The 13817-nt window shown below is 66.8% G+C and carries 9 protein-coding genes; 2 read left to right on the top strand and 7 right to left on the bottom strand.

Going from position 1 to position 13817, the window contains the following annotated elements; translation table 11 throughout:
- Nucleotides 1–14 precede the first annotated feature (14 nt).
- From ASG79_RS01340 to ilvD, 7 genes are all read right to left on the bottom strand, one after another.
- Nucleotides 15–770, bottom strand: a complete 756-nt coding sequence (locus ASG79_RS01340) for an ABC transporter ATP-binding protein (RefSeq protein ID WP_018768336.1) — start codon at nucleotides 768–770, stop codon at nucleotides 15–17.
- Nucleotides 767–3565, bottom strand: coding sequence for an ABC transporter permease (locus tag ASG79_RS01345; RefSeq protein WP_056387918.1), 2799 nt, complete (start codon nucleotides 3563–3565; stop codon nucleotides 767–769). The genes ASG79_RS01340 and ASG79_RS01345 overlap by 4 nt, the downstream gene beginning before the upstream one ends.
- Nucleotides 3566–3783: 218 nt before the next feature.
- Nucleotides 3784–5373: a phosphoglycerate dehydrogenase gene (gene serA / locus ASG79_RS01350; RefSeq protein ID WP_018768338.1), complete on the bottom strand. Its 1590-nt coding sequence runs from the start codon at nucleotides 5371–5373 to the stop codon at nucleotides 3784–3786.
- A 125-nt stretch (nucleotides 5374–5498) separates the two neighbouring features.
- Nucleotides 5499–6524 (bottom strand): ketol-acid reductoisomerase, encoded by a 1026-nt coding sequence (gene ilvC, locus ASG79_RS01355; protein ID WP_026265624.1) that lies wholly within the window; start codon nucleotides 6522–6524, stop codon nucleotides 5499–5501.
- 83 nt (nucleotides 6525–6607) lie between these two features.
- The gene (ilvN, locus tag ASG79_RS01360; RefSeq protein ID WP_018768340.1) at nucleotides 6608–7120 is read right to left on the bottom strand and encodes an acetolactate synthase small subunit; all 513 of its coding nucleotides are present in this window, start codon (nucleotides 7118–7120) and stop codon (nucleotides 6608–6610) included.
- 2 nt (nucleotides 7121–7122) lie between these two features.
- The gene (locus ASG79_RS01365; protein WP_056387920.1) at nucleotides 7123–9030 is read right to left on the bottom strand and encodes an acetolactate synthase large subunit; all 1908 of its coding nucleotides are present in this window, start codon (nucleotides 9028–9030) and stop codon (nucleotides 7123–7125) included.
- Nucleotides 9031–9406: 376 nt separating this feature from the next.
- Nucleotides 9407–11125, bottom strand: a complete 1719-nt coding sequence (ilvD, locus tag ASG79_RS01370; RefSeq protein ID WP_056387922.1) for a dihydroxy-acid dehydratase — start codon at nucleotides 11123–11125, stop codon at nucleotides 9407–9409.
- 261 nt (nucleotides 11126–11386) lie between these two features.
- Between ilvD and ASG79_RS01375 the strand changes: the two genes are divergently transcribed.
- On the top strand, nucleotides 11387–12553 hold the full coding sequence (locus ASG79_RS01375) for a hypothetical protein (RefSeq protein WP_056387924.1): 1167 nt from the start codon (nucleotides 11387–11389) through the stop codon (nucleotides 12551–12553).
- A 55-nt stretch (nucleotides 12554–12608) separates the two neighbouring features.
- Complete coding sequence (locus ASG79_RS01380; RefSeq protein ID WP_082581632.1) at nucleotides 12609–13739, top strand: PQQ-dependent sugar dehydrogenase; 1131 nt, start codon at nucleotides 12609–12611, stop codon at nucleotides 13737–13739.
- Nucleotides 13740–13817: the final 78 nt, after the last annotated feature.

The following is a 13817-nucleotide window of genomic DNA, read 5'->3' on the forward strand; positions in this document are numbered from 1 at the left end:
CGGAGTGGGCGGGGCTAGATCAGTTCTGTCAGGGTATCGCTCAGCCGGACCAGTTCGTGGTCGTGGGAGGCCACCAGGACGGCGATCCCGTCAGAGGTGGTGTCCTTCAGGATACTGATAATGCGGTTGGCAGAGGCACGGTCCAGGCTGGCGGTGGGCTCGTCCACCACCAGGACCCTGGTGCCCAGGATCAGGGCGCGGGCGATCGCCACGCGCTGCCGTTCACCGCCGGACAGCTGGGCGGGACGGTGCCGCATCCGCCGGCCAAGGCCCACCAGGTCCAGGAGGTCCTTGGCCATGTCGCGCCGCTGGTCCACTTCGCCGTCCGGAACGGCAGGCAGGAGCACGTTCTCCAGTGCGCTCATGCCGTCGATCAGGGCACCGCCCTGGTCCACATAACCGATCAGTGCACGACGGCGGTCGGCGATTTCGTCGTCGCCCATGCTTTCGAGCGAATCGCCTTCCCAGAAAACGCGGCCCGACGTCGGCAGGGTGAGTCCCGCGCCGACGGTCAGGATGCTGGTCTTGCCGGAGCCGCTTCGGCCGGCCACACAGTGCATTTCGCCGGCGTGCAGGGTCAGGTCGAAGCCTTCCACCACGCTCACGGCCTCGGCGCCGCCCTTTCCACCGCCATAGCGGATGGTGATGTCGCGCATCTCCAGCGGGGTGGCGTGGTCGGCCGACTTGACGATGGTGTTGGCCCGGGTCTGCAGGGGGACCTCGTTGGAGCCGCTCCTGCGGCTGCGCTGGAGGTTCGTCGGGTTTGTCATTGGACCACTTTCGTTGCAATAGGTATCCAGCAAATTACAGCCACCAGGCCGGCTGCGGCGGCCCAGATGGCCGCGTAGGGTGCCAGCAGCAGGCCGATGCCCAGGGCGCCCAGCACGCCCAGCGGCAGGGCCACGGTTCCCACCAGTGCGTTCTCGAACAAACGGACCTGGCGGAGCATGTCAGGGTTCCAGCCCATCGCCTGGAGGATTCCAAGGTATTGCCGCTTGGCGTTGAGCTCGAAGCGGCCGGTCACCAGGGTGAGCACCAGTCCCACGGCCACCCCCGCAAGCGCCAGCAGGATGCTCGGCAGGGTGACGCTGGCCGCCGCCAGGCCGCTCAGCGCGCTGGCACCCGCTGCCCGCGGGATGTCGATCAGCAGGGCGATCAGCCCGCCGACGGCGGCACCGAAGACGCCGACCGCAACCGCCAGGGACAACGTGTTGAACTTGTTGGTGCTCAGCTGCCGGTTGGCGAAGGTCAGCGGCGAATCCACCGGGATGAGCCGTTCGTCGTGCTGCGGCTCCTGGTCGATCACGTCGCGGTGGCGGAGCTGCTGCGCGGCGAAGAGGGCCGCGCCGCAGTACAGGACCAAGACGGCGGCGCACACCAGTGCGGTGGCAAGGCTCCAGCTCACCAGGCTCAGCACGATGCCGGCGGCGGCGAGCAGTACGGCCCCGACGCCGAATTCCTCAAGTACCCAGCTGCGGATCCGCCGCTGGGTCCAGCCCATGGCCCGCAGGGTTCCTGCCTCGCTGCGCCGCTTCCGGATGTAGCTCACGGTGGAGGCCCCCGTCAGCAGGGCGGCGCCGCACAGGGTGAGGAACAGCAGCGTGATGTTCGTTCCGGACAGTGCTCCGGCCACGGCTTCGGCAGCGTTCTGCCGGACCCAGGACTGCTGGACGGTGCCCAGGGCGGACTCCTTGCCGGCTCCGTCCTTGGAGTAGCCGGGAACGAAGATGCTGGTGTCCTCACGCGCCGAACCGGCCACCACGGTGGCGTCCAGGCCCATGTCCCTGATCTCGGCGGCGAGCTTCTCCACCTCGGGCTGGGCGTCCTTCCAGCTGCCCGGCGCCTTGGCGCGGACGCGCACGGCGTCGATGACGGCGGCGTTCTGCTTGTAGCCGCGCGCTGCTGCGAGTCCGTAGTAGTCGGTGATGGCACCGGCGGACTGGCTGGCCAGCCCGGTGGCGCTCAACGAGGGCTTCAGGTCTGCTGCGGGAACATCCTTGCCGGCAGCATCCTTGACCAGCGTGAATGGCGTGGGGTCGTAGCCGCCCAGCGGGAGCTTGTTGACGTCCCCGGAGGCCGCCTCGACAGCGGCGGGGTCGAACGTGCCGTACACCATGGGCAACGGCGTTGCCGCCTGCTGCTGGCCGGTGGACAGGTTGTCCCGGTAGGACCGCTCGTCCACCGGGTTCCGCTGGGTCTGGTCAACGGGCGCGCCGTTGGCGGCCTTGTCAGGAAGGCGGTTGACGGTGACCCATTCGCCGGGAACAGCGGTCTTGTCCACGGCACCGTTGGCCGCTGTGTCACTGTCGTTGTATTTGGGGGCGCCGGCGAAGTTGGTGCTCCACTTTGCCGGGGTGTACAGGCCCGCGTTGAAGTTGCCGTTGTTGCCCAGCAGCGACGAGTGGTCCGTGGAGCCCGGCCATGACAAAACGAACGGGTCCTTCGAGACGAACGGCAGGTAATCCTTGCCCAGGGACTTCGACACGGTGCCGACGTCTTTGACTACCTTGCCGGCGTCGTCAATCTCCTCGATCTTGACGTTGTACTTCAGGTCCAGGGATGTTCCGGAACGCACGATCAGCGGGACGGCCTGCGAGCCGCTGGTCAGCTGGCCGGTGCGCTTGGCCTGCTGGTACTGGGTCATCAGCGGAGCCCAGTACTTGAGCTTGACGCCCAGGAAGTCCGGACCTTCCTTGAGCTGGTCCATGCTGATGCCGTTGGTGAAGAGGCCTTCCAGGTAGCGGCCCACGGCGCCCGCGTCGCGTGCGTCGGCGGGCGGGGCCTTCTCCAGCGGGGCCAGGAAGTCGCCCGCGGAGCCCAGCAGGGCCCGTTCAGCGGCCGGGTCCACTGCCACCACGGATTCGGTGACCTCGGGAGCCAGCGGGAGGGCGACGGAAAGGTTGAAGAGATTGTGCTCGGAGCCGCCGGCGGGGGCGGGGAATTTGATGCCGGTCTCCCCCGCCGCCGGGGCGATGCGGATGCTGCTGCCGCCCTGGGCCTTTTCCTCCACGAGCCGGGCCTTGCCCAGCGTGCCCTCGGCGGTGGTCTTGAAGAGGGTCTGCTCCGAGTTGCCGTCAGAGCTCACTGCGCTGGCGGTCAGCCGGTACTTCTTGGCGGCATCGGTCAGGACCGACTCAGCGGCCGGCCACTTGTCCGGTGAGGTGGCACCCGCCGCCTGGTCCGCGGTGGCGGTGCCGGCCAGCCCGGCGTTGTAGCCGAGGTAGTCCATGGCGTCGAGCCGGGGCGTCTCAAGGTTCTGGGTGACCCGCGAGACCAGGCTGATGGGGGCCGCCACGGACGTGCCGGACAGCTTCCGGATGGAATCCAGCTGGTCGAAGCCGATGCCGCCGGCGCCGTTGGCGATCTCGGGCTGCAGGAGGGCCCCGGAGGGTGCCTTGGCCTGGACCAGGATGTCGTAGAGCCCCCTCGAGTTTTCATCAACCGTGCGGTTGAGCGCAGCCTGTGACTGGCTTTGAACGAGGACCGACAAGCACATGGCTGCGATCAAGATGGCCGCGGTCAACAGCAGCACCCTGCTTCTGATGAACCTCTGGACGGCGTTCATGGAACTCCCTGAAACCTGGATTGCGTGCGCACACTTCCATCCGCCCGGGCAGACGTGGACAATGACGGACGGATGTGCAAAAGGTATTGGCCGGTCTGCCGGCTACGGTCCTGAATCAGGACCAAGCCATTGTAAGCAGACCGGCCAATCATACGTGGCTCCGCAGTGGACGAGGCCTTGCGGAGGGGCGGCAGCGGCGTTTCGGCCGGTGTGTCGCGTTAGTCTTCCAGGTCCACTTCCCGGACCATCTCAGCGCCGATGCCTGCCTTGATGGCGTCCAGCACCTGCTGCGGCACAGAGCTGTCGATGGTCAGCAGGGCAAGGACCTGGCCGCCCTCGTTGGAACGCGCCACCTGCATGCCGGCGATGTTGATGTTGTTCATGCCCAGGATGTGGCCGATGGTTCCGATCACGCCGGGGCGGTCGGTGTAGGCAACCACCACGAGGTGCTCGCTGATGGGGATCTCGACCTCGAAGCCGTTGATGCCCACCAGCTTCTCGATCTGCTTGGGACCGGTCAGGGTGCCGGCCACGGAGATCTGGCTGCCGTCGCTGAGGGCGCCGCGCAGGGTCAGGACGTTGCGGTAGGACTCGGTCTCCGGCGTGGTGATCAGGCGGACGTTGATGCCGCGCTGCTCGGCGATCACCGGGGCGTTGACATAGGACACCTGCTCGGTCACGACGTCGGCGAAGATGCCCTTCAGCGCGGCCAGTTCCAGGACCTTGACGTCGAGTGAGGAGATTTCGCCGGCCACCTCGACGTCGAACTGGGTCAGGGAGGCGTGGGTCAGCGCGGTGAAGATGCGGCCCAGCTTCTCGATCAGCGGGATGCCGGGGCGGACGTCGGGGGCAATGACGCCGCCGGCAACGTTGACGGCATCCGGCACCAACTCGCCGGCGAGGGCGAGGCGGACGGACTTGGCCACGGAGACGCCGGCCTTCTCCTGGGCTTCGTCGGTGGAGGCGCCCAGGTGCGGGGTCACCACCACGTTGTCGAGCTTGAAGAACGGCAGGTCGGTGCTGGGCTCCTTGGCGAAGACGTCCACGCCGGCGCCGGCGATCTCGCCGTCCTGGAGGGCGGTGAAGAGCGCTTCCTCGTCCACCAGGCCACCGCGGGCCACGTTGACCACGTAGGCGGTGCTCTTCATCTTCTTGAACGCGTCAGCGCCCAGCATGCCCACCGTCTCGGGCGTCTTGGGCATGTGGATGGTGATGAAGTCCGACTGGGCCAGGAGTTCGTCCAGGGTCACCAGCTGCACGCCCAGCTGCGCGGCGCGGGCGGAGGTGATGTAGGGGTCGTAGGCAAGGATCTTGGTGTCGAAGCCCTTCAGGCGGGCTGCCACCAGGGCACCGATCCGGCCCAGGCCGATGATGCCGATCTTCTTTTCGAACAGCTCGATGCCGGTGTACTTGGAGCGCTTCCATTCGCCGTCCTTGAGGGCGGCGCTGGCCTGCGGGATGTGGCGGGCCAGGCTGAGAATGTGGCCCACGGTGAGTTCAGCGGCGGACACGATGTTGGACGTGGGCGCGTTGACCACCATGACGCCGGCCTGGGTGGCGGCCTTGATGTCCACGTTGTCCAGCCCCACGCCGGCACGGGCAATGACCTTCAGGTTCTTGGCCGCAGCGATGGCTTCGGCGTCAACCTGGGTGGCGGAGCGGACCAGGATGGCGTCTACGTCACTGATCGCAGAAAGCAGCTGGGAACGGTCGGCACCGTCGGTCTGGCGGATTTCAAAGTCCGGGCCAAGGGCCTCGACGGTGGCGGGGGAAAGTTCTTCGGCGAGCAGTACTACGGGTTTTGACACGGCTGATCCTCTGCGTTGCAGTCCTGGGGATGGAAACAAGTCTAGGCCGACGGAAAGGCCGGGCTCACATTGTTAAGTGTGAACCCGGCCTCACCGTTGCGGTCTATGTGGTTGGGCTGGCAGCCTTAGCGGGCTGCGGAGCCTTCCACGTAGTCGACGTCCTGCTGCTGCCAGGAGAACAGGGAGCGCAGTTCGCGGCCGACTGCCTCGATGGGGTGCTGCTCGGCCTTGGCACGCAGTTCCTTGAACTCCACGCCGCCGTTGTCCTGGTCCTCGATGAAGCGCTTGGCGAAGGCACCGGACTGGATGTCGGCCAGGACGGCCTTCATGTTTTCCTTCACCTGGGGGGTGATGACGCGCGGGCCGGAGACGTAGTCGCCGTATTCTGCGGTGTCCGAGACGCTCCAGCGCTGCTTGGCGATGCCGCCCTCCCACATGAGGTCGACGATGAGCTTGAGCTCGTGCAGCACCTCGAAGTAGGCGATCTGCGGCTGGTAGCCGGCCTCGGTGAGGGTCTCGAAGCCGTACTGGATCAGCTGGGAAACGCCGCCGCAGAGGACAGCCTGTTCGCCGAAGAGGTCCGTTTCGGTCTCTTCGGTGAAGGTGGTCTTGATGACGCCCGCGCGGGTGCCGCCGATGGCCTTGGCGTAGGACTTGGCCAGCTCCCAGGCGTTGCCGGACGCGTCCTGCTCGACGGCGATGATGTCCGGGATGCCGCGGCCGGCCTCGAACTCGCGGCGCACGGTGTGGCCCGGAGCCTTCGGGGCCACCAGGATGACGTCAACGCCTTCCGGTGCCTGGATGTAGCCGAAGCGGATGTTGAAGCCGTGGGCGAAGGCCAGTGCCTTGCCGGGGGTCAGCTTGTCCTTGATGGAGTCGTTGTAGATCGCGCGCTGGTGCTGGTCCGGCGCCAGGATCATGATGACGTCAGCCCATTCGGCGGCGTCGGCAACGTTCTTGACCGTGAAGCCTGCATCCTGCGCCTTGGCGGTCGACTTGGAGCCGTCCTTCAGGGCGATGACGACCTCGACGCCGGAATCGCGCAGGTTGAGCGCGTGGGCGTGGCCCTGGGAACCGTAGCCAACGATGGCAACCTTGCGGCCCTGGATGATCGACAGATCGGCGTCGTCGTCGTAGAACATTTCAGTCACTTGCGTAACTCCTCTTGAGTGGTTGTAGATAGTGGTCTTGCGGTGCTGCGGTTACGGGCGCGGGGCCCGCCTTGGGCAGGTGCCTAGGCGGAGCGGAGCGCCCGGTCACTCATGGAGCGGGATCCCCGTCCAACGGCCAGGGTGCCGGACTGCACAATTTCGCGGATGCCGAAGGGCTCCAGCACTGAAAGCAGTGCCGTGAGCTTTTCGGGGTGGCCGGTGGCCTCAATGACGACGGAGTCGGTGGAGACGTCGACCACTGAGGCACGGAACAGGTCTGCGGCCTGGGTTACCTGCAGACGTGTTGCGGCATCCGCACGTACTTTGACCAGGATGTGGTCGCGCTGTACGGAAGATTCTGGGGTCAGCTCAACGATCTTGATGACGTTGATCAGTTTGTTGAGCTGCTTGGTGACCTGCTCGATGAGGTCGCCGTCGGCGTCGACCACCACCGTCATGCGGGATACGCCCGGCACTTCGGTGGGGCCAACGGCCAGGGAGTTGATGTTGAAGGCGCGGCGGGCGAACAGGCTGGCCACGCGGGTCAGGACGCCGGGCTTGTCCTCAACCAGGACGGAGAGTGTGTGGCGGCTCATGCTCAGTCTTCCTCTTCCCATTCCGGGGTCATGTTGCGGGCAACCTGGATCTGGTCGTTGCTCACGCCGGCGGGCACCATCGGCCACACCATGGAGTTGGGGCTCACCACGAAGTCGATAACCACGGGGCGGTCGTTGATTTCGAGGGCTTTTTGGATGGTGGCGTCAATGTCCTCGTCGCGTTCGCAACGGAACGAGGCACAGCCGTAGGCCTCCCCCAGCTTGACGAAGTCCGGGATGCGGACGGTGTCGTGGCCGGTGTTGAGGTCGGTGTTGGAGTAGCGGCCCTCGTAGAAGAGGGTCTGCCACTGGCGCACCATGCCCAGCGAGGAGTTGTTAATGACAGCAACCTTGATGGGGATCTTGTTGATGGCGCAGGTGGCCAGTTCCTGGTTGGTCATCTGGAAGCAGCCGTCGCCGTCGATGGCCCAGACCACCCGGTCCGGCTCGCCCACCTTGGCGCCCATGGCCGCCGGTACGGCGTAGCCCATGGTTCCCGCGCCGCCGGAGTTCAGCCATGCGTGGGGGCGCTCGTACTTGATGAACTGGGCAGCCCACATCTGGTGCTGGCCCACACCGGCCACGTAAACGCCTTCAGGCCCGGTCAGGGCGCCGATCCGCTGGATGACCTTCTGCGGTGCGATGAGGCCGTCGTCAGGCTCCGTCCAGCCCAGCGGATAGGTTTCCTTGAGGTTGTTAAGGAAGGCCCACCAGGTGGTCAGGTCAGGGGCGCCGGAGGCCTCGAACTGGCCGCGTACGGCCTCGGTCAGTTCCGGGATGATCTCCTTGACGGACCCCACAATGGGCACATCGGCGGTGCGGTTCTTGGAGATCTCGGCCGGGTCGATGTCCGCATGGATGACTTTGGCGTTGGGTGCGAAGGTCTTCAGCACGCCGGTGACGCGGTCATCGAAGCGGGCTCCGAGGGTGATCAGCAGGTCGGACTGCTGCAGGGCCGTGACGGCGGAAACGGTGCCATGCATGCCGGGCATGCCCACGTGCTGCGGGTGCGAATCCGGGAATGCACCCTTGGCCATCAGGGTGGTGACGACAGGTGCCCCGGTTGCTTCGGCGAGTGCAAGCAGTTCAGCTGACGCGTGTGCCTTGACCACGCCGCCGCCCACGTACAGTACCGGCTTGGTGGACGCCGCAATGAGCTTGGCCGCCTCGCGGACCTGCTTGTTGTGGCCGCGGGTGACCGGCCGGTAGCCGGGCAGGTCGATCTTCGGCGGCCAGGAGAACGTCATCTGGCCCACCTGGGCGTCCTTGGCGACGTCGACAAGCACGGGGCCCGGACGGCCGGTGGAAGCCAGGTGGAAGGCTTCGGCCATGACGTGCGGGATGTCGTTGGGGTCGGTCACCAGGAAGGAGTGCTTGGTGATGGGCATGGTGATGCCCACGATGTCGGCTTCCTGGAAGGCGTCGGTGCCGATGACGCCGCTGGACACCTGGCCCGTGATGGCCACCAGCGGCACGGAGTCCATGTGGGCATCCATGATGGCGGTAACGAGGTTGGTGGCCCCGGGACCCGAGGTGGCGATGCAGACGCCAACCCGCCCGGTGACCATGGCGTAGCCTTGCGCGGCGTGGCCGGCTCCCTGTTCGTGACGGACCAGCACGTGATTCATGGTGGAGGCCATCAAGGGGTCGTAGGTGGGCAGGATCGCGCCACCCGGCAAACCGAAAATGTCGTCGACGCCGAGTTCTTCGAGCGAGCGGACGATTGCTTGCGAGCCGGTCATCACCGTCGGGGGTACGACGTTGTTCGGCCCAAGGACAGGAGAGACGGCAGCAAGGTCGGCGACGACGGCGGCGTGGTCAGCCGTCCGGTCGGCGCGTTCCGGAGCCTTGGCGGCTCCAGCGGACTTGGTGGCCATCAGCGAGGGGCTGATGGGCGATCCTTTGCTCATCGGACTCTTCCTTGTGGATCTTCTGTGGTTTCTGGCTGAGGGAAATAAAAAAACCCCTCAGCCGGGTGGCTCTGTGAGGGGTTTCGCGCGTGACGGTTCGTTACCAGTGGAGGCTAATGTGCCACGCGCTTGGTAAGGACGACGACGGTGCCGGCGGTAACGAAAGTCATGCGTTCAGTCTTCCCTCTCGGTGAGACAGGTGTCAACGAGCGACAATCCTATCTCACCATGTGGACCCCTTTGTCCACTCTTTGATCCTATCTCGGAAGGACCGACCGAAACCCAACCGCACAGGCGGCAGGGCTTAATAAGGGGGATCCCGAGGGCCCCAAGTGATGCGGCGGCCGCGCCGCATCACTTGGGAAGGGATCACCCGTCAACCGGTGTAGGCGCCCTGGCTGGCGCTGTGCACCAGCTTGGCGTACTTGGCAAGCACACCCTTGGTGTAGCGGGCAGGGAGCGGCTCCCAGCCCACCTTCCGGGCTTCCAGTTCTGCGTCGTCCACCAGCAGGTCGAAGCTGCGGGCGGCGATGTCCACCCGGATCCTGTCACCGTCCTTCACGAAGGCGATGGGGCCGCCGTCGACCGCTTCCGGGGCAACGTGGCCGATGCACAGGCCGGTGGTGCCGCCGGAGAACCGGCCGTCGGTGAGCAGCAGCACGTCCTTGCCCAGGCCTGCCCCCTTGATGGCGCCGGTAATTGCGAGCATTTCGCGCATGCCGGGGCCGCCCTTGGGTCCTTCGTAGCGGATCACGACGACGTCGCCCGCCTGGATCTTGCCGTTGTCCAGCGCGTCCAGGGCGCCCTGTTCGCGCTCGAACACGCGGGCGGTTCCCTCGAAGACATCGGCGTCGAATCCGGCACTCTTGACGACGGCGCCTTCGGGCGCCATGGAGCCGTGAAGGATGGTGATGCCGCCGGTCTTGTGGATGGGATTGTCCAGAGCGCGGAGGATCTTTCCGTCCACGTCCGGCGGGTTGATCGCTTCCAGGTTTTCCGCAACGGTCTTGCCCGTGACGGTGAGGCAGTCGCCGTGGAGCAGGCCGGCGTCGAGCAGGGCTTTCATGATCACCGGCACGCCGCCGATCCTGTCGACGTCGGTCATCACGTAGCGGCCGAAAGGCTTCAGGTCGCCCAGGTGCGGGATCCTGTCGCCAATGCGGTTGAAGTCGTCAAGGGTGAGCTCAACCTCGGCTTCGCGGGCAATGGCCAGCAGGTGCAGGACGGCGTTGGTGGAGCCGCCGAAGGCCATGGTGACGGCAATGGCGTTCTCGAAGGCCTCCCTGGTCATGATGTCGCGGGCCGTGATGCCCTTGCGCAGGAGGTTGACCACGGCTTCGCCGGACTTGCGGGCGAACTCATCACGACGGCGGTCTGCCGAGGGCGGTGCGGCCGAGCCGGGCAGGGACATGCCCAGGGCCTCGCCGATGCAGGCCATGGTGTTGGCCGTGTACATCCCGCCGCAGGCGCCTTCGCCGGGGCAGATGGCCTTTTCGATGCGGGTGAGGTCCTCCATGCTCATCTTGCCGGCCGCGCATGCGCCGACGGCTTCGAAGGCGTCAATGAGGGTGACTTCCTTCTCGGAGCCGTCCTCGAGCTTGACCCAGCCGGGCATGATGGAGCCGGCGTAGAGGAACACGCTGGCAAGGTCCAGTCGGGCCGCCGCCATCAGCATGCCGGGCAGGGACTTGTCGCAGCCGGCCAGGAGGACCGAACCGTCGATCCGTTCCGCCTGCATGACGGTCTCAACGGAGTCGGCGATGACCTCGCGGGAAACCAGGGAGAAGTGCATGCCCTCGTGGCCCATCGAGATGCCGTCGGAGACGGAGATGGTGCCGAACTGCATGGGGAACCCGCCACCTGCGTGGACGCCTTCCTTGGCGCCCTGCGCAAGCCGGTTCAGTGAGAGGTTGCAGGGGGTGATCTCATTCCATGAACTCGCCACGCCCACCTGCGGCTTGGCGAAGTCGTCATCGCCCATCCCGACCGCCCGGAACATGCCGCGCGCGGGGGCCGCATGGATCCCGTCGGTCACGACGCGGCTGCGGGGTTTGATGTCAGGCGTGGTCTCGGAGGCGGTCTGGGCGTCACTCATAGGGGAAAGTCTAGGGCTCGGACCGTCGCGGAAACGACAGTCTGCGCAGACGTTGGGCCAAAAGGCACGGAAATGGTTGTCAAATAGTGGACATTCGTCTCATACTTCGAGACTCAGCGCAGCGCATGCCGGGTCCCGGCCGGCCGCAGGAGCTTCACGGCCATGACTCCCCCGGCGTGGCGCGGGATCTCTGGACAGCAGTGGTGACCCGACGTAGCGTCGGGGACAGGACACCGAGCCACTTGGACCGAAAGGCCTGCCATGGACATTGTTTTCTGGATCATTCTCGTCGTTATCGTCATCATCATCATCGGCTGGCTGGTGAACCGCAGCAGGTCCGCCAATCAGCGCGGCGGATCATCGGCGGGGGCAGGGACGGACAGGGTCCGGACCGATGGAGCGCTCGAAGGCGGCAGTGCCGCAGCCTCCGCCCAGGCTGCGGGCACCACCGGCATCCCCACGGCGGCGGGGTTCGGAAAGCCCGCCGAACCGGCCGTCCTTCCCACCGCTGAGGAACCGGCTGATTCCTCCGCTGCATCCAGCACCGGCACTCCGGCAGGCGGCACGTCGCCCCGCAGCACGTCACCCGGCAGCACAGAGGACGGGGACGGTCGCAGCCAGGACCAGGCACAGAACCAGGCGGCAGACCAGGCCGAGTGGGAAACCCAGTGGTCCGAGGCCGGCTCCGGGTCAGGCTCCTCCGCCGCAGGTGCAGCCGGAACTCCCGCGGAACAGCCGGCACAGGCCGGAGCTCCCGCCGGGGCGCCGTCCGGGCAGGCTTCACCCCCGGCGACCCGCCCGGTCCACCATGACGAGTACACGGCACCGCACGCCCCCACGCTTCCCGGCGCTGAAACGGCTGCACTGGAAGGCACGGACGACGGCGGCGCGGCGCCAGCGCAGCTGGCCGGCGGGCACGCGCCACGGCACCACGCCGACACGTCCGCATCACCGGCCCACCAGGAGCCGGCCGTGCCGCCAGCCGCCGATGGCACCGAGGGACAGGCCGCAGCGGCCGAAACACTGGACCGCTCCCAGTCCTCCGCCCTGGTGGAGAACGGGGCGGATCACCACCAGCCCTCCGGCCAGGACCAGAGTGTGCCCGCGGCCGGGCAGGACGTGGCAGCGGCCGGGCAGGGCGCGCCGCCACAAGGCGGGCACGCCCAGGGCGCCCAGGCACAGGGTATGGCTGCCGTCGAGCCGGCCGGACACCTCGCAGCAGATGAGCCCTATGGCGCAGGTTCGGCCGCGCCGGGCCCCGATGGGAGCGGACCGGCGGACTACACCGTGAAGGGCGATGCCGCCGCGATGGTCTACTACGAAGAAGGACATCCCGACTATGAGCAGATCCGGGCGGAAGTCTGGTTTGAATCTGCCGCACACGCGGAGGCCGCCGGCTTCCGCGCGCCCCGGCGCAAACGGCTCTAAGAAGAGGAAGGCCCGCCGCGTTGCGGCGGGCCTTCCTTGCCTGGACTCATCCAAGGTGCTGGCATCGTGCCTGGCGCTGGCCCTGTCCCTGGCGCTTGCCGCCTGCACGGGGACCCCCGGGCCGCCTGCAGCGGCCACAGGCACGGCGAGCCGCGGCACCCCGCCGGAAACCGCCGTCGTTGTTCCCCCACTCTCTACCGCCCCTGCCCCTTCCGCTTCTTCTGCCCCCGTACCGGCGGTGCAGGAACGGCTGGACCTGCAGCTGAGCATCCCTTGGGCGGCGGTCTTCCTTCCGGACGGCACCGCCATCATCTCCGAGCGGGACACAGCGCTCCTGAAGGCCGTCCGGGAAGGAAAAGCCACAACGCTTGGCAAAATCCCGGGCGTGGTCCCCGCCGGGGAAGGGGGCCTGCTTGGCCTGGCACTGTCCCCGCACTTCGCCACGGACCACCTGCTGTACACCTACCTGACCGCACAGGAGGACAACCGCATCATCCGGTTTACCGTCAAGGCCAATGGCGATGGTTCCCTGGCGCTCGGCCAGCCCCAGGTTGTGTTTACAGGAATCCCAAAGGCCACCACCCACAACGGCGGCAGGATCCGCTTTGGCCCGGACGGCCTCCTGTACGTGGGCACCGGCGACGCCCAGCGCCGCGGGCAGCCGCAGGACCCCAACGCCCTGGGCGGAAAAATTCTTCGGCTTACGCCCGACGGCAGCCCCGCCCCGGGCAACCCGTTCGGCAACGCCACCTACAGCCTGGGCCACCGGAACGTCCAGGGCCTGGCCTGGGATGACGCCGGCAGGCTGTGGGCCAGCGAGTTTGGACCCGAGGTGGACGACGAACTGAACCTGATTATGCCGGGCGCCAACTACGGCTGGCCGCTGGTCACCGGCGCACCGCACCGGGCGGAGTTCCAGGATGCGAAAGTGGTGTGGCCGTCGACGAGCGATTCTTCACCCAGCGGACTGGAGATAGCCGGGGGCGTTGCCTATCTGGGTGCCCTCCGGGGGCAGCGCCTGTGGACGGTGCCGCTCAACGGGACAGAGGCGGGCACCCCTGTGGCCTATTTCACAGGCGGATACGGCCGGATCCGCGACGTGATTCGGACCCCGCAGGGAGGTTTGTGGCTGCTGACGAACAACGAAAACCCTGATTTCGTGCTGGTTTTGCGCCCATTCCAGTGATTCACGCACCGCCACCCGGGCCGATTTCACTTGCACCAAAAGTTCGTGTAGAGTTTCATGTCGTTGCGGAGATCAACG

Source organism: Arthrobacter sp. Soil761, assembly GCF_001428325.1.
Lineage (GTDB): Bacteria > Actinomycetota > Actinomycetes > Actinomycetales > Micrococcaceae > Arthrobacter.

Bases quoted from the DNA above. Each gene is read 5' to 3' on its own strand.
- ASG79_RS01340 (WP_018768336.1), bottom strand. From the start codon at position 770: ATGACAAACCCGACGAACCTCCAGCGCAGCCGCAGGAGCGGCTCCAAC.
- ASG79_RS01345 (WP_056387918.1), bottom strand. From the start codon at position 3,565: ATGAACGCCGTCCAGAGGTTCATCAGAAGCAGGGTGCTGCTGTTGACC.
- ilvN (WP_018768340.1), bottom strand. From the start codon at position 7,120: ATGAGCCGCCACACACTCTCCGTCCTGGTTGAGGACAAGCCCGGCGTC.
- ASG79_RS01365 (WP_056387920.1), bottom strand. From the start codon at position 9,030: ATGAGCAAAGGATCGCCCATCAGCCCCTCGCTGATGGCCACCAAGTCC.
- ilvD (WP_056387922.1), bottom strand. From the start codon at position 11,125: ATGAGTGACGCCCAGACCGCCTCCGAGACCACGCCTGACATCAAACCC.
- ASG79_RS01375 (WP_056387924.1), top strand. From the start codon at position 11,387: ATGGACATTGTTTTCTGGATCATTCTCGTCGTTATCGTCATCATCATC.